This window comes from Pseudomonas sp. TH07 (assembly GCF_016651285.1).
Lineage (GTDB): Bacteria > Pseudomonadota > Gammaproteobacteria > Pseudomonadales > Pseudomonadaceae > Aquipseudomonas.
This window is the reverse complement of sequence record NZ_JAEKED010000001.1, coordinates 5678330-5694216: the sequence shown is the minus strand read 5'-3', so window position 1 is coordinate 5694216 and position 15887 is coordinate 5678330. Positions and strand designations below refer to the sequence as shown.

11 protein-coding genes are annotated in these 15887 nt (G+C 58.6%); 3 read left to right on the top strand and 8 right to left on the bottom strand.

Annotation, left to right across the window (positions count from 1 at the left end):
* Positions 1-8 precede the first annotated feature (8 nt).
* Entirely contained in the window at positions 9-3752 is a 3744-nt protein-coding gene (gene tssM / locus JFU57_RS26125; protein ID WP_201131276.1) for a type VI secretion system membrane subunit TssM, read from the top strand.
* 1051 nt (positions 3753-4803) lie between these two features.
* Here tssM and JFU57_RS26120 read toward each other — a convergent pair.
* The 6 genes from JFU57_RS26120 to JFU57_RS26095 all read right to left on the bottom strand — a co-directional run bounded on the left by JFU57_RS26120 (position 4804) and on the right by JFU57_RS26095 (position 11816).
* Positions 4804-5697 carry a lysozyme inhibitor LprI family protein gene (locus tag JFU57_RS26120; RefSeq protein WP_201131275.1) on the bottom strand — a complete coding sequence of 298 codons (894 nt, stop codon included), beginning with the start codon at positions 5695-5697 and terminating at the stop codon, positions 4804-4806.
* 291 nt (positions 5698-5988) lie between these two features.
* The gene (locus JFU57_RS26115; RefSeq protein ID WP_201131274.1) at positions 5989-6594 is read right to left on the bottom strand and encodes a hypothetical protein; all 606 of its coding nucleotides are present in this window, start codon (positions 6592-6594) and stop codon (positions 5989-5991) included.
* Positions 6566-7567: a cell wall hydrolase gene (locus tag JFU57_RS26110; RefSeq protein WP_201131273.1), complete on the bottom strand. Its 1002-nt coding sequence runs from the start codon at positions 7565-7567 to the stop codon at positions 6566-6568. The genes JFU57_RS26115 and JFU57_RS26110 overlap by 29 nt, the downstream gene beginning before the upstream one ends.
* 22 nt (positions 7568-7589) lie before the next feature.
* On the bottom strand, positions 7590-9095 hold the full coding sequence (locus JFU57_RS26105) for a hypothetical protein (RefSeq protein ID WP_201131272.1): 1506 nt from the start codon (positions 9093-9095) through the stop codon (positions 7590-7592).
* 15 nt (positions 9096-9110) lie between these two features.
* Positions 9111-11198: a type VI secretion system Vgr family protein gene (locus JFU57_RS26100; protein WP_201131271.1), complete on the bottom strand. Its 2088-nt coding sequence runs from the start codon at positions 11196-11198 to the stop codon at positions 9111-9113.
* A 99-nt stretch (positions 11199-11297) separates the two neighbouring features.
* On the bottom strand, positions 11298-11816 hold the full coding sequence (locus JFU57_RS26095; RefSeq protein WP_078468984.1) for an Hcp family type VI secretion system effector: 519 nt from the start codon (positions 11814-11816) through the stop codon (positions 11298-11300).
* A 532-nt stretch (positions 11817-12348) separates the two neighbouring features.
* Here JFU57_RS26095 and JFU57_RS26090 point away from each other — a divergent pair.
* Complete coding sequence (locus JFU57_RS26090) at positions 12349-12852, top strand: GNAT family N-acetyltransferase (protein WP_201131270.1); 504 nt, start codon at positions 12349-12351, stop codon at positions 12850-12852.
* Between the two features lie 35 nt (positions 12853-12887).
* The gene (locus tag JFU57_RS26085; RefSeq protein WP_201131269.1) at positions 12888-13508 is read left to right on the top strand and encodes a hypothetical protein; all 621 of its coding nucleotides are present in this window, start codon (positions 12888-12890) and stop codon (positions 13506-13508) included.
* Between the two features lie 23 nt (positions 13509-13531).
* Here the strand turns inward: JFU57_RS26085 and JFU57_RS26080 are convergent, their stop codons facing one another.
* Together JFU57_RS26080 and JFU57_RS26075 are read right to left on the bottom strand one after the other, a co-directional pair.
* On the bottom strand, positions 13532-14530 hold the full coding sequence (locus JFU57_RS26080) for an NAD(P)H-quinone oxidoreductase (protein ID WP_201132209.1): 999 nt from the start codon (positions 14528-14530) through the stop codon (positions 13532-13534).
* Positions 14531-14586: 56 nt separating this feature from the next.
* Positions 14587-15807 carry a YbfB/YjiJ family MFS transporter gene (locus tag JFU57_RS26075; RefSeq protein ID WP_201131268.1) on the bottom strand — a complete coding sequence of 407 codons (1221 nt, stop codon included), beginning with the start codon at positions 15805-15807 and terminating at the stop codon, positions 14587-14589.
* Positions 15808-15887 lie beyond the last annotated feature (80 nt).

Below are 15887 nucleotides of genomic sequence, written 5' to 3'. Positions count from 1 at the left end.
GCAATCTCATGTTTAATATCTGGTCGAACCTGAAGCGCTATGGCCGGCCTCTCCTGGGCATGGCCAAGCAGGGCATGCCGCTGGCATTGCTGCTGATTCTGGTACTGGCCCTGGCGGGCATCTGGTGGCTGGGGCCGCAATGGACCTGGGGCGAGCATCAGCCCCTGGCCGGTCTCGCCGCGCGCGTCCTCGCGACCCTGGTGCTGCTGGTTCTTCCCTTGTTGGTCTGGGTGAGCCGCCTGCGTCAACGCAATCGGACGCTGGAGGCCGACAGCCACCAGGAACAGGCGCTGCAACTGGACCCCTGTCTACGCTATGTGCAGGCTCAGGAGCGCGACCTGGACAACAGCTTGAGCATCCTCCAGGCCAATCTAAAGGGGCGCAACGCCCTCTACCAACTGCCCTGGTATCTGGTGCTGGGCCAGGAAAACGCCGGCAAGACCAGTTTCGTCAACCGCTCCAGCCAGAGCTTTTCACTGACGGGAGAGGTCAAGGCGAGCAGCCGGCGGATGCAGGAAGATCCCGACAGGATCTACCGCATTGATTGGTGGATCGGCGACCAGGGCGTACTTATCGATCCGCCCGGCGAACTGATCAGCCAGCCGCGTATGGCGGCGCCAGCGGATTCGGATCAACCCGGCGAGGAGGGCGATCACCAAGCCGCTGCGCAACCAGCTGCTGCGTCGGTGCTGCCGGAAGATATCCATCCGCGGCTGTGGGACGGCTTCGTCGCCTGGCTGGGGCGCAACCGCAGCCGACGCCCGCTTAATGGCGTGGTCCTGATCGTCAGTCTGGTGACCTTGCTCAACCAGCAGCCCAGCGACCGCAAGGCGCTGGCCTCGTTGCTGCGTGCACGGCTGGTGGAGCTCAGTCGACAACTGGGGACTCGTCCGCCGTTGTATGTGGTGCTGAGCAAGTTCGACTTGCTCGAAGGTTTCGAGCCGCTCTTCGCGCGGCTGCCGAAATCCGTTCGCGAAGACATCTTCGGCTTCACGTTCACCCTCGATTCGCTGCAGAACTATGACGCCTGGCTCGATGAGCTCGGCGCGCGCTACGACGAGTTCCTCAAGCGCCTGAACGAGCAGGTCTTCGATGCCCTGGCCGACGTCAGCGAACTCGCGCAACGGGAGGCGCTCTATTCCCTGGTCCGGCAACTGACGGGCATGCGCCCATTGTTGCTGGAGTTATTGAGCGACATCCTGGGCAGCGATCGCTACATGACCCCGGCGTTGCCGCGCGGGGTCTTCCTGTCCTCGGTCTATCAGCAGGGTGTGTTGACCAACGCCTTTGTCGCGTCTGCCTCGCAGAACTACGACATCCGCGAGCCGGTGCCGAACATGCACCCCAGCGGGCGAGCCATGGTCTACTTCGCCCAGCAGTTGTTCCAGCGTGTCATCTACCCCGAATCAGGTCTTGCGGGAGACAATCCGCGGGTTCTCGCCGACAAAAAACGCGCCCTGGCCGTGCGCTTCGGTGTTGCCTCCCTGGGCTGCAGTGTCCTGATTGGCGCTTGGTACCACTACTATTCGGTGAACCGCGACAAGGCGATGAATGTGCTTGAGCGCAGTCGTGCCTACAGCACCCATACCATCGACGGCAAACTGGATCCCACTGGACGCAATCTGTTGCAACCGTTGGATCAGATCAGCAATGCAGTGGCCGTCTATGGCGACTACCGCGATGCCTGGCCGGTGCTCGCAGACCTGGGCCTGTACCAGGGCCGGAAAATCGGTCCCAAGGTGGACCAGGCCTACCTCACGTTGCTGTCGCAACGTTTCCTGCCCGCATTGGCCAGTGGTGTCATGGAGCAACTCGACGGCCCGGCCGTGGACGGTGATGGGCAACTGGCTGCCCTGCGGGTTTACCGGATGATCGAGGATCGAGCCAATCGGCGCTCGCCCGTAGTCGAGCGCTGGATGGGCGAGCATTGGGTGCGGGCATTTCCAGGAGAGGACCAAGTGCAGCGCGCGCTGATGCGTCACTTGGACTATGCGATGAAATACGCCGATACCCAGCTGCCCCAGTATCAGGAACGGGTCTCCGTGGTGCAGCGCGAGCTGCGGCAGATCCCGCTGCCGCAGCGGGTGTACATGACCATGCGCCGCCAGGCCGGGGAAACCCTGCGCGCGCCGCTGGATTTGCGCAACGAAATCGGCCCGGCATTCGATGTGGTCTACAAACCCGATACAGTCGGCAGGGGCAAGGAAGGACAAGCCACCGCTGATGGCCGTATCGACGCGTTGCTCACGGCCAAGGGCTACCGCAGCTACTTCGCCCCCCACAGCGAGGACCTCACCGAGCTGGCAATGATCGATCAATGGGCCCTGGGCGAGCGTCGCAATATCGATTATTCCGACGCCGACAAGCGTGCGCTGGCCGATCGAATCCGGGCCATCTACAGCCGTGACTACATCGACACCTGGCAACAGAATCTGAATCAACTGGAGGTGCGCGATTTTCAGGACATTGCCGAGGCGGTCAACGTACTGGCCAGCGTCACCAGCCCGGCCGCGCCCCTGCGCCGCCTAGTGGAAACCGTGCGTGACAACAGCGAACTGGGTACCCGCGTCTTGAGCGCAGTGGCGTCCGACGACGAGGCTGCCTCCGGCCAAGCCATGGCGGTGGCAGACAAGCTCGCGGGCGACACAACGCAGGCGCAAGCCACGCCCATCATCGGCATTGCCCGGGCATTCGCGCCCATGAGCCAATTATTGGATGCCAAGGGCGAGCGTCCGTCCTACCTCGACGAGACCATGCAAGCCATCGGCAGCGTGCAAGACAAGGTGCGAACCGTCCACGACGGCCCAGACCGCGGCAAGGCGGCGCTGGCGGTGGTGCTGGAGCGCTTCGGCCTTAAAGGCCCCGACCCCATCAGCAACCTGCAGCGCATCGCTGCCGGCCTGCCCGAACCGCTGAACCGCCAGGTAGGCAAACTGGCTGATGAATCATCGCGGGTCATCCTGGTGGAGGCGCTGCGGGAACTGGAGCGCCGTTGGGAGACGGACGTCTATCGCTTCTACCGTGAACGCCTGGCCAGCCGTTACCCCTTTAGCCCGGCCAGCCGCGAGGAAGTGGCGCTGGATGACTTCACTGCGTTCTTCGGTCCGCAGGGACGCCTGCAGCAATTTCGCGAGAAATACCTCAACCTGTTTATCGAGGACAATCTGGAAGCCCTGTATTCCGAGCGCCTGGGTGGCTACCTGGTGCGCACCGACGTACTGACCCAACTGGAAGCAGCCGAAAAAATCCGCGATGCCTTCTTCAACAGCCGTGGCACCTTGGGTGTGCAGTTCTACGTCGAACCACTGGGCATGGCGCCGAACAAACGCAGCAGTTCCTTCAGCGTGGAAGGGCAGTTGGTCTCCTACAACCACGGCCCCACCACCAGCACGGCGCTGATCTGGCCAAACACCCTGGCCCCCAGCAACGAGAGCCGCATGACGCTGGTCAACGCCGGCGGCAGCAGCAGCGGCCTGGTTTACCGTGGTCCCTGGTCGCTCTATCGCCTGCTGAGCCAGGCCCGCCTGCACGGCGCCACCAGCACCAGCGTCGACATCAGCTTCGCCGCACCGGACGGCGGCATGCGCTACCGCATCAGCACGGAGAAGGCGAACAACCCCTTTACCCAGCCGCTATTCAAAGGCTTCTCCTTGCCGCAAACGCTGCTGCAGGATGGGCTGCGCAAGAGTGCGGAGAGCGGGCTACCGCCAGAGCCGCTCTCAGGTAAAGGCGGCGAAGCAGGCACCGCATAAAAGCGACAGGCAGCAGGGTAGAAATAACCAGGTGCGTACGACCCAACAGGCGCACCTGGGACGAGAGATTCGAGTCAGATAGCACGAGTATGGCGTCCGGTTACTACACCGGTCGCCATCACCTTTAACCAAGCTATTGCCATGACGAGTTTTGGTACTTTCACATGCTGTCGGATGCGCGTCGCAACGCCTAATGCATGGATGTGGGAAGTGGCTCTTTCTATCGGAAATCTCACTTTTATTTCATCCGGCTGAGCCAACTATTTCGGGCGCTAACTTTTATTTTCAGACAGTCATGTATTGCGGAGGAGTTTCAATGCATCTGTAGTCCAATATTTTTTTGTGCTTCCTGTTTTAATTGTCTGAGCATTCTAGTGGCTTCGTGATTGGCTTGATGAACTTCCCGTCGTCAGATAGTACGAAGTAGCGAGCCAAACAATGAGGCAACTGTCGGTCTGTGGTTTCGCTGTAGGAACGTGCTAGAACTAGAAAGCTCTCTGGGTGAGTGATTAGATCTACTATTGTGACATGTCCGATTTTAGAGCTTTTCGAGCTGGCATGTTGACTTGAAAATAACCTAAGCGCTTGGGATGGTCGTCCGTTGGACAGGTCGGTAAGCGTGTAGTATCTGCATGAAGTTCCGCAGCTGTGTGCTGCTATGTAAAACTTTCCTGCTGTATTTATAGAGGGCGGAGGGACCATTTTCCCCATATTATCTCGCCACATATCACCATCCTGTTTTATAGATGAAGGAAGCATCCACCCTCCCGAGTAAATTTCCGCAGGATAGTCGGTGAACTTTGGTATCGGGGGGTTGGCAGCGCATGCATGTTCGGGCAGAAGGACTGCTAGATAATACAGTGCAGCTCTCATTCTTGAGTTCACTCGATTTATTGACTTGGTCAGTGAGTGCATTTGTCTCTCCTGATGGAATCCCTAGGCTGGCCTTTTTTGTTATTTAGCGAGTGTTTCGTGGTCCGCTCTGAAATATTCATTAGGTCAAGGTTTGGAGCGGGTTAATGAAGGGGTAATGCTTTTCTGAACAGGGTTGTTAGTCTAGCGGCATGTCCATTTCGTTAACTCGTTGCTCCATTGATTTTGACAAGCATGACGTTTCGGCGCCGCATGAGTTTCTCACTTTCAGCCATTCATTTTGTTCGTGTCGTACACGGCTCACATCATTGGGAGTTTCGTTCTTCGTGAAGCTAAGAAGCGTGTTGTAGGCTGCTGCCACGCCCTTATCTAGGCCTGCAAGCTCGTGAGACTTGCATATTGCTATTTCGGCATTCAATCTTGCTTTCTCACAAGGAAATGAAGGCGTTGGTTTAGTATTTGGATGTATTTTTTTGAGAATCAATAGTGTTTGATCGTACCAGCGCAGCGCAATTTCATCCTCTTTAAGAAAGAATAGCCAAGCCCCATTCGAAAAGTGTTCGTTAGTGTTTTTTGCGGAAAAAATTGCTCCGTTCCACGCGCCGTCTGAACAGTTGATTTTAATAAACTTTGCATTGAGGTGTTCAGGGATTTCTAGCTTGTAATGTTCAGCTGTTGATTGGTCGGCATGTTCGTCATAACCCGAAAGGGTATTCAGCATTTTGCTGACATTCTTGAACTCGATATCCGCTCTGGGGGCATTACAAGGTATCGATTTTTCTGGTGTGTTGTTTGAAATGTGTGATTTTTCAAAGCTGAATATTCTCCACCGAAGTGACGGGGAGTTCCAGCCGTAATGAAAGGTGCGCCCTGAAGTTGTGTTGAGGTGAACTTCGCGGACTTCCCATTGGCCTAGCAGTTCTTCAGGGATTGCTGAAGGTGCCGCAGATGCGGCGCCTGTAATAAGTAGTAGAATATAGAGAGTTGTTTTTTGTAGTTGAGATTTTATTTTAGTGAGTAGTCGGTTTATAACGTGCTTGAGGCTGGTCGGTAGATTTTTCATGAGGCTCATAGCGTCCTCTATAATTGAATTGATTTCGTTTGAATAAATGTCATGTGTTCGAAAAGTATCTCTGTGTTTTTTGTTTGTAGAAAGGACGTGGTGTTCGTGTTTCGGAATGGTTGCTAGTAATTTCTAGGGCATAGATTTGGATAATAAATTCTTAGAAAAAACATGTCTATATGTCGAGGGTTAATTTTAACGGTTTGTTGTGTTGTGATATTTTTTTGGATTGTATTTTTTTAGGTTCTTTTCTTAAGTTCTGTGAGTTTTTATTGGTCTGTTTGAATGTAATTGATTGTGTCATTTGTGAATGGTGTCTTCTTCTGTAATAACATAAGAGGCGGTGGTTTGCTCGCCCATCTGATTAATGTACTCAATGGTTATTGAGTTTTTGTCTATGTGTGCGTCCACTATTGAGCTGGGGTCAAATTTATTGTCCAGTGGTAAGTCTAACGTAATGCTTTTGTATGCCTTGTTTTTCCTGCTTTTGAATAGCTTATGTATCTGGATTGGGTTTTTGGCAATGCTCAGAGCAATTTCGCGCTCTAGGTCGTAATCTACTATTAAAGGATATGGTCCATCTAATCCATTTTTTTTGCTGTAAAAGTAAGTTGCAGAGCACTGTGTGCCGCACGGGAATAATATAATAAATACGTCGTGCTGTAGTTTTACGGACGAAGGGGGGGAAGGGAAATCAAGAATTTTCGTTTTTTCTACATCTTGAAGTAAATATACTTTGCAAGTCTGCGATCCTTTCACGTTGTGGCAGTGTGAGGATATTTGATAGTCGCTTTTTGGGAAATTTGTCGTTTCATCCAGATTTACGCCATAAGAAATGCTTGGATATAGAATAAAGGCTATAAGCGCCCAAAATATATTAAGGCTTGTAGAACTGATAATCTTCATTGCTTACTCCATTTGGATTTGGTACTCGTTTTTCTGGGTTTGCAAATGCTGGTGTGCTTGGGTAGCGTTTAGGGTCGGTTTTGTGAAGTGCCGCTTGTGACTTGGGACTGTAGTAATTTGTCGCTCCTGAAAGTACATTTTTTGATTGAGGTGCTTGCATAACTTCCATTGCTGCTAGTTTGCTATCTTTCCATGCTTCTCCAACTGGGTTGTGTATTGCCTCATAGCCATCAGGGTCTATGTTCTTTTCCCAGCATGTAAATTGATATCTTGCGGTTACTACGGATTTGTATGTGTCACCCCAGTGGCTACTTTCCAGCCGATTTCTGATTGCCCAGGCGATTGCAATTTTTGAAGCGTAATTCTGTCCTCGCGCTTCACCATATATAGTCATGGATAAATGCCGTAATTCGTCAGGGTCAGGATGTTTCATGTTTGATATAAAAGAAATTATATGGAAGTGGAAGATAAGTTGATCGGCGGGGAAGTCATTGATCTTCCCCGCTACCTCATCCCACCAAACCAACTCCCCCATGCGCTGCTTTTCACTTTCCCAGGCCGCCCTATTTGACGGAGGAATTTCGGCATCATAGTGCGCCCAAGCCTGAGGGTCGGCTTTCCACTCGGTGGGGTAGCGCAGGATGATTCGGGACAAACGTTGCAGCGTGCTACGGCTGCGTTGTGCGGCTTGTAGTTCGCCCAAGGTCAGTGCGCCATCGGGGTGGCTGTCGAGGGTGTCAAAAACTTCCTGCAAGGGGGTATCCAGCTGGTTTTTCTGCAGCGCTTTTTCACCACGTTGGAAGGCTGCCATCTCTGCCAGGGTCAGGAAGTAGCTGCCGTAGGCTGGCGTCTGGGACTCGGCTTCGATGACGCTGAAGTCCACCCATTCGTGAGGCGAATGCACGCTGATGCCTGGGTGGTTTTCTTCTCCGAGCCAGCCGATGGCTGAGGTTATGCCGTCCTTCAGTTGCACTTGCCACCAGCGTTTTCCCGCTTCATCCAGAGCAAAGCCGATGGGCTCGCTGGCAGGGTCTGGCGTGGCGGGGCGTGCCTGTTCCAGGGTTGAAATGGCGAAGTGCTGGGGGAAGGCCCCGTTTTTGTGGCCGTTTGCGGCAAAGGTCAGGGGGTAGCTGTCCCAGCCCTGTGCCACGTCCGACAGCAGCAGTTTCTGTTTGCCCAGGGGGCAGGCCGCGGTAGGTGTTCTTGGCGATCCAGATCGGTGTCTGGTCGCTGGCATCGACAAAGATGCCGCGATAGCCTGTGGCACCGGCTTGGCCAGCGGTTCCACGCCTTGCCTCGGCAATGATGTCGGCAGCGGTATAGGCGCCGGTGTTGCTGTGGCGGTACAGCCTGGCTTCCCGTGCCCCGGCGGGCAGCTTCGCCGTGCGATCGATCCATTGCAGGGTGGCTGCGGGTTTGACGTTGACATAGACCGCATCGTCCGGTGGGGCGCTCTCCAGCTCGATGACCGTGCCTGCACTGAGGAGGCCGGATTGGGCGGGTGCCAGTACGGCGTTGTATAGCTGGGCGCTGGGTGCCATCCGCAGTAGGGTCTTGTGTTCCGGTTTGGCCGATTTCGCGGCGGTTCTGCTCTTGTGCAGATAGGCCGGCAGGTCGGGGCCGACGATGATTTCGTGGTGCAGCATGGGTCGGGAAGAGCCGGGGTCAGCTATTCGTTGATATTCACCGAGGTGCCCAAGCAGTGCTCCCGCTTTGACTTTAAGTGGGGGAGTGGGGAAGACGACTTCGTCAAAGGCATCCGGCACCTGAGACTGTTCTGTCAGGCTTTTGAGAAACACCCAACCGTCAATGGCCGCGCTGGTTTCCGGTGCGGCATCGCCTGTGTTCAATGGAGCCATGTCGCCTTCGATCAACGCCTGGATGCGCACCCACTTCCTGTCATGGATCTTTCTGCCAATGATTCTGGCCCCGTGCGGGAGAATGCCGAGGATAGGTGTAGTACCGGCTGACGGTTCGGCGCGCACCCGCAGTCCGGTCATTCTGGTTGCTGCAGAACCCGCAGTTGCGTCTTGCTTGTCATCGGCCTGTTCCGAGACGCGGTAGACCTTGGCCGTCCAGTAAGGTGGGCGCTTGGCCCGGGCGCCCAGGCGCTCATATTCCTCAAAGGACCGCAGGTGCATGGCCAGGCAGAAGTAGGTCAGCTTGTTGCCAGCGGGGTACTCGAGTGAGTGTCGGGTCAGTACGAAGCCCGAACTGTAGAGCACCTTGTCCGACATGGGCGGTGTCGCCCGGCCACGCACGCCGAGGTAACGGCGGTTGACTCTGTAAGCCACCACTTCGCCTTTGGCAATGGCGCCTATTCCGTCGACGAGGGCCAGGGTGTTGGCCATGGCGGACTCGTAGTGAATACCGCAATGCACGCCCGACGGGCCCAGCGGGTAGTAGCCGCTCGACGCCATGGTGAGGGCGTCGTAGTAGAGGTCGGCGTTGCGTACCTCTTTGCCTGCTTGATCCTTGAACGGAAACTTGAATGTGGCCATGGCTGCTGCGTTTCCTTAGGCATCGCCGGAGAAGGAGGGGAGGAAAGAAGCGTCCGCTTCTTCACCTGTTGCCACGTCGCTCAACAACGACATCGAGTTGCCCTTGCCACCCCCCTGTTGAGTCATCGGGCCTTTGATGTTGATGGCGACGCCGTCCAGGGTGATGCCGCCATCGTGCAAGGTGATGGTGCCGCCGGGGCCGCGCAGTCGGACGATTTCTCCGGCCTGCAGGTCGATCACCTGCGAGCGATGACGAATCGCCTGACCTGCCTGCAGTTCGGATCGACCTTCCACGCTGTGTTCCTGATGCCCGCCGATGCTGACCCAGTGGTTGGCCGTGGTTTTGTCGCGGCGGTGATTGCCGACCTCTTCGGTGCGGTCCTTGCCGGTGCGAATCGTGTGATTGCGGCCGATGGTCAGGTAGTCGTCCTGGCCGATATCGTGGCGCCGGTCTTGGCCAATATTGACTTGTTCATCGTTGCCGACCGTCTCTTTGCGGTCGTGGCCGATGCTGATGCTTTCGTCGTGCTCGACTTGTTCGCTGCGATCATTGCCAATGAAGGTGGTCTCGTCGTGATTGATATGGATGTTCTGGTCTTTCTGCGCGTGGACATAGATTTCCTCCTGGTCCTTTTCGTCCTCGAAGCGCAGTTCGTTGAAGCCTTCGCCCTTGTGGGTTTTGCTTTTGAGGGTCATCCGGGTCTTGTGCCGGGGTAGTTCGTAGGGCGGCAGTTGCAGGCGGTTATAAGTGCGGCCGGTGATGATCGGTTGATCGGGATCGCCGTCGTAATGGGAGACGATAACCTCCTGGCCGATTCGCGGGATCGCCATATGGCCCCAGGTCGCGCCCGAGATGTTCTGCGAAACAAGGATCCAGCAGGAGCTGTATTCGTCCTGCTTGCCCTCGCGATCCCAAGGGAATTGCACCTTCACTCGGCCGTATTCGTCGGTATAGATTTCTTCCCCCGGTGGCCCAACCACCAGCGCATTTTGCGGCCCGTCGATCAGTGGCTTAGGCAGCGGTTCGGCGCGCCATTCGGCATCATCGGGGACCAGTTCGGCCTGGTAGCTGTAGTGCGTACTCAGCTGCGCCTCGGCACTTTCTTCAGCCTGGCTGGTGTGCTGCTTACCGTGGTGAACGATGCTGATCGGGCGCCAGCCTCGGTTCATATCTTCACGTGGGTGGCCGGCCAGAGTGAAGGAAATGCCCGGTTGCAGGCGCGGATCATCGCCCTCCACTAGGGCCATGCGCGCGTCGCGCCGATGACCACGTAGGCGGTTTTCAGCGAAGGGCTTGCCGGCCTCATCAAACTTGGCTCGGGCCGGGTAATCGTAGCGTTCGTATTGGCGACCTTGATGGTCGAGATCGACGCCATCACGGCTGTGCTGATGGCCATAGCGCGGATGGAGGAAGGTGTAATCGCGTTGGGTCTGGCGCGCCGTGCGTACGTTTTCGCTATAGGCGAATCGGCGAAGTGCAGGCTGAGGCTGATCACCGCCGGGCGTGGGATTGTATTGCACCGGCTCATCGCCCACCCGACCGTGGATAAACAGGCGGTCGCTGTGAACCAGTTGGTGACCTTCGGCACTGTGTCGAAAGGAATAAAAGAACCCTTCCTCGCGCATGATGCGTTCGACAAAGTGGTAGTCCGTATCGCCCGCCTGCACGCAGTACTCACGTGACAGATGCTCGTTGGTGACCCGTTGTTCGTAGTCTTGAGTCAGCCCGTGAGCCTTGAGCACCGCCTCGGTAATCTGCGGCACGGTAAGGGTCTGGAAAATGCGCCAGTCGGAACTGAGCTTCAGCCCTGCCAGACGCGGCTCGACCACCGCCGAATAACGGGTGCGCCTGAAGCCGCTGTCGTGTTGCACGAAAGAGGAAACGGCGCCATGCACATAGCGCGTCGGCGTTTCGCCATGCCAGAGGGTCAGCAACGCCGGACGATCCAGCACCTGCCCAAAGTCGATGGCCGGATTGGCGCTGCTCAGTTCAACCGCGAGGTGGAAGGTCTCGGACAGTGCTTCATGCAGGGTGAACTCAACAACCTCAAAAGATTCATTACCAATACTGAAAGTAAAGCGCAGGTCGGATTGGGTAGGCATGACAGGCTCCGTTGCAACCGGGGTCAATGCCCGGATCATCGATCAGCGCAGAGTCGGCACGGCCGGTGCACTGGGCGTCGGTCGTGCCTTTGGCTGGGGTCAGGATTCCTGCGGTTTGCGCCAGTCGTCCGAGGCTTCGGTGCCGGCAATGGCGTGGGTCCAGGTGATCTTGCGGTAGGCCATGGCGACCTTGATCAACTGGGTGTAGCCGGCCTTGCTCGGGTCCTGGGCGTGGGGCAGGGCGGCGTTGATGTTGACGATGGTGGCGTCTTCCAGCTTGGTGGTGAAGAAGTGCTCCTGCTTGCCTTCGGTGGAGGTGCGGTACCACTTCACTTCCACTTCCGGGAGCATCTCGCCGGAGGCCAGGGCCTGGTACAGCAGCGGGGTGGCCTTGTTCAGCGGCGCGGTGAAGATAAACGGCTTGTGTACACGCTGGCCGGAGGGCTGGCCGCTTTGTGGGTCGGTCGGAGTGGCGATCAGGTGTTCGATTTCCTGGACCAGGATCTGGTCTTCGTGGCCTTCCTGGTAAACGTTGCCGACGGAGTCGGCGGTGAAGGCGCCCTGGGTGATGTTGCCCTGGGTCTTGCCCTGGATACTGATATAGGCGGGAGTAGACATTGGCTGCTTCCTTGTAGGTTTGACGAATAAGGCTTGATGGGCCGTGATGCCATCGGTGATGACCCGGGCCTTATCGCAAACCCTGTGCCAGTCTTTCTTTGTTCTTGTATTTATCATTTAAAAACAACGGCTTATGAGTTTTATTCGGCGGCTTTCGACGGTCTTTAAGCTCGCCCAATTGCGCCAGGTGTTTTTATCGCCGGCTTTTCGGGCCTGTTCTGGCTCGAATATCGATAACCTGTTGAAAATGAAGGAATAAAAATCAGGCCAAGAGTGGCCTTGCGGGCCAGATGTGGCCCGCAGCCAGGTTTATGCTCAGTGGACCAGGGCTATGGCCGCTGGCTCATGGAGAAATACCGGCGCCAGCTTTCCCATTGTTTGCGATGGCGTTGGCGGCGGGTTTTGTAAACAATGGCGGCCCATTCAAGGGGCAGCCCGCCAGCGCCTCTGTCATTTGTCCAGTTACCGAGATATGCATGCCGTCGATTGCCGATACCTGTTTGCCTCGTCCATGCACACGCGAGGCCACGTCATGAGCGATACCACTGTCGAGTTGATCCAGACCGGCCCTGAGCACGCCGAGCTGATTCGCAACCTCTATCAGTTCTATGCCTACGAGTCTTCGGACTGGGAACAGGAAGACGTTGAGCCGGACGGGCGTTTTTACATCCACGAAGAGCACTTGGCCCGCTACTGGCAAGAGCCGCAGTGGAGCGCCAACCTGTTGCTGGTCGACGGCTATATCGCCGGCTTCCTGCTGATCGAGGGCAGTGAACTGCCGGGATTGAACGCCTTGGAGCTGGCGGACCTGTTCATTCTCAAACGCTACCGGCGCAAGGGCATCGGCCGCGCCTTGGCGACTCAGGTGCTGACCAGCGGCGAGAGTAATTGGCTGGTGCGTTTCTATGACCAGGACGAAGCCTCCCAGGCGTTCTGGCGCGCGGTGCTCGACGACCTGCCGCGTCCGGTGCAAGCCATCGAGCTGGATGACGACCCGCAGTTGCTGAGTTTTCTGGTGACGCGGGCGGTGCATTGAGTGGCCACCACAGCACCCCAGGCGCACACCTGCCCATGAGCTCGTTGCTGGATGACTGGCTCGCCTACCGTCAGGGCCGGGCTGACTTCGACAAGTCGCATTTTCTCGGGCTGTTCAAGGCGCACCCGGGGGATTCGCAACTGAGCCGGATCCTGTCCGGCTTTCCCCAGGCCCTGGCCATCCAGGAGCGGGCGCGCCAGGTGCTGGCGTCCGGATCCCTGGAGCACAGCCTGTATCTGCTGCCGACCCCGGGCACCGATCAGGCGCGGCTCAAGAGTGCGGCGCTGGAGTGGTGGCACGAGCAGGCGCGTTTCTGCGAGGCCACTGGCGGCCCCTGGCCAGAGCAGCCCGGCTGGCAGCCACAGGTGCAGTGCGTCAGTCGTGATGAGCTGTACCCGTTATTGCAGCGCGATGTGCCTAATGCCTGGGTGTTCGAGCATATCGCCGATGCGCTGATCGACGACCTGAAGGACGCGGACGCCCAGGTGCATGCCTTGCTCGAAGCGCTGTATGGCATCGCGGCCGACTATTACTTGGCCTGGTACATCGCCACGCCGCTGATTGCCCTGGACATCGATTTTTCCCGCTACTTCGAGTTGTGGCGCCAGGGCGGCATCAGCGTGGTCCTCGAGGACCGGCTGCTGGTGGCCGGCTGACCGGCACCCGCACCGGCGACCCCTCAAGCCACCTGCAACACAATCTTGCCGATATGCTCGCCGCCCTCCATGCGTTCGTGGGCCTGGGCAGCCTCGGTGTAGGGGTAGACCTTGTCGATCATCGGCAGGCAGCGGCCGGCCGCCAGCGCCGGCCATACGTGCTGCTGCAGGTGCGCGGCGATGGCGGCTTTTTCGGCGCCGGTGCGCGAGCGCAGCAGCGAGCCGGTGACCACCGCGCGCTTGCCCATGATCGCCATCAGGTCGATGTCCTTGGCCCGGGCGCCGCCGAGAAAGCCCAGCATCACCAGGCGCCCTTCGAGGGCCAGGGCCGCGACGTTACTGTTGAGGTAGGAGCCGCCCATGATGTCGAGAATCACATTCACCCCCTGACCGGCGGTTTTTTCCGCGATGACCTGGGCAAAATCCTGCTCGCGGTAGTTGATCGGCTCGGCGCCCAACTGGCGAATCACCGTGCATTTGTCGGCGCTGCCGGCGGTGGCGAAGGCCTCGATGCCCAGCTCCCGGCACAGCATCAGCGCGGTGGTGCCGATGCCGCTGGTACCGCCGTGGATCAGCACCCGCTGGCCCTTGTGGGCGCCGCCGATATTGAACAGATTGGCCCACACGGTAAAGAAGGTCTCCGGGATCGCGGCCGCCTGGATCCACGACAGGTCACCCGGGATCGGCAAGGTCTGTCCGGCCGGCACCGCGCAATACTGGGCGTAGCCGCCGCCGTTGGTCAGGGCAAAGACCCGGTCGCCGAGGGCGAACTGGCTGACGTCGGTGCCCAGGGCCACCACTTCACCCGCCACCTCGAGTCCGGGGTTCGGGTTCATTCCGGGCTTCATCGGGTAATGGCCGCTGCGCTGGAGCACATCCGGGCGGTTGACCCCGGCGGCGTGCACGCGAATCAGCACTTCACCCGGGCCCGGCGCCGGCAGCGGGACCTCGCGCGGTTGCAGCACGTCGGGGCCGCCGGGTTCGGTGATTTCAATCAGGGTCATGGTCTGGGGCAGGTGCATGTCGATGTCCTGTGGCAAAGGGTTCATGGGTGGGACCGCAGCCGGGGGCCGGTGATTCAGTTCAATACCGGCTCAAGCCGCTCGCGGCGTTGCACCAGGCGCAGCGCCGGTTCCAGCAACAGAGCGATGACCAGGGCGCCGGCGGCGATGAGAAACAGCAGGGCGTGCTGGCCGCCGCTGGCGTTGAAGAGGCTCGAGTAGGCGAAACCGGCGATGGCCTGGAAGGTGGCGAACGACACCGTGGCGCGGCTCCAGGCGATCTGTTGCAGGTGATGCCGGGGGATCAGCTCATGCACCCGGGCCAGGGCCAACGGCACGATGCCCGGCGGGAACGAGCCGAGAATCACCGCCAGCACCGCCAGCAGGGTGAAGGAGCTGGACACCGCCAGCAGGCCCATGGCAATCGCCTGCACCACCAGCACCAGGCGCATGCTCAGCCGGGCGCCCAGATGGTCGGCCAGAAAGCCATAACTCACCGGGCCGATGATCGCGCCCAGGCCGTACAGGACCCAGATCAGCGCGCCAATGTGCGGCCCGGCACCCAGGCCGCGCGCCACGTAATCCACCAGGAACACCATGGCCGGCACCAGCCCGGCAGCCATAAAGGCGTATTGAGCGAACAGCAGGTAGACGCTCGGGTCGTGGGTGGCCGCGGGCGCCGGGGTTGCGACAGGCGCTGCATGCAGCGGGTCAGTTGTCGGCCAGGCGAACCAGGTGGCCGCGCTCAATAGCAGCGACACCAGGCCCAGGCCCCACCAGGTTTGTTGCAGGCCCAGGCTCAGCAGCGGTGGCACCAGGGTCCCGGAGCCGGCAATGCCGAGGCCGATGCCGAGGAAAATCGCACCGCTGGCCAGGCCCCGACGCGCCGCCGGCACATGGGGCAGCACGGTCGAGGCCACCAGCACCATGATCGCGCCACCAGCAATCCCCGACAGCAGGCGCCAGCCGAAGAACCAGGCCACCGACAGCGGAAAACCACAGGCAAAAAACGCCAGGGTCACCGCCAGCATCATCAGGCGCAGGGCCTGGGTGTTGGAGGTGCGCCGGGCCAGGGGCCGCCCGAGCAAGGCGCCGAGCAGGTAGCCCACCAGGTTGGCGGCACCCAGGTACACCACATCGCCTGCGCAAAACCATTGGGCCTGGATCAATGCCGGAATCAGCGGGGTGTAGGCGAACCGCGCCAGGCCGATACCGACCAGGCTGGCGCAGAGGCCGGCGAAGATCGGCAGCCAGATGGCCTGGCGCCGGGCGTCCGGGGCAACAGAGGGGCTGAGCATGACAAAGGTCCTGTGGGTTGATTCAGGCGCCCAGCATAACGACCCTGATCGATGCAATAATGCTGCGATTTCGCGCCTTC

What these genes read in the sequence shown, in the direction of transcription:
- JFU57_RS26115 (WP_201131274.1), bottom strand. Translation starts at nt 6,594, where the DNA reads ATGAAGATTATCAGTTCTACAAGCCTTAATATATTTTGGGCGCTTATA.
- JFU57_RS26085 (WP_201131269.1), top strand. Translation starts at nt 12,888, where the DNA reads ATGAGCTCGTTGCTGGATGACTGGCTCGCCTACCGTCAGGGCCGGGCT.
- JFU57_RS26090 (WP_201131270.1), top strand. Translation starts at nt 12,349, where the DNA reads ATGAGCGATACCACTGTCGAGTTGATCCAGACCGGCCCTGAGCACGCC.
- JFU57_RS26075 (WP_201131268.1), bottom strand. Translation starts at nt 15,807, where the DNA reads ATGCTCAGCCCCTCTGTTGCCCCGGACGCCCGGCGCCAGGCCATCTGG.
- JFU57_RS26105 (WP_201131272.1), bottom strand. Translation starts at nt 9,095, where the DNA reads ATGGCCACATTCAAGTTTCCGTTCAAGGATCAAGCAGGCAAAGAGGTA.
- tssM (WP_201131276.1), top strand. Translation starts at nt 9, where the DNA reads ATGTTTAATATCTGGTCGAACCTGAAGCGCTATGGCCGGCCTCTCCTG.
- JFU57_RS26080 (WP_201132209.1), bottom strand. Translation starts at nt 14,530, where the DNA reads ATGCACCTGCCCCAGACCATGACCCTGATTGAAATCACCGAACCCGGC.
- JFU57_RS26100 (WP_201131271.1), bottom strand. Translation starts at nt 11,198, where the DNA reads ATGCCTACCCAATCCGACCTGCGCTTTACTTTCAGTATTGGTAATGAA.
- JFU57_RS26120 (WP_201131275.1), bottom strand. Translation starts at nt 5,697, where the DNA reads ATGAGCCTCATGAAAAATCTACCGACCAGCCTCAAGCACGTTATAAAC.
- JFU57_RS26095 (WP_078468984.1), bottom strand. Translation starts at nt 11,816, where the DNA reads ATGTCTACTCCCGCCTATATCAGTATCCAGGGCAAGACCCAGGGCAAC.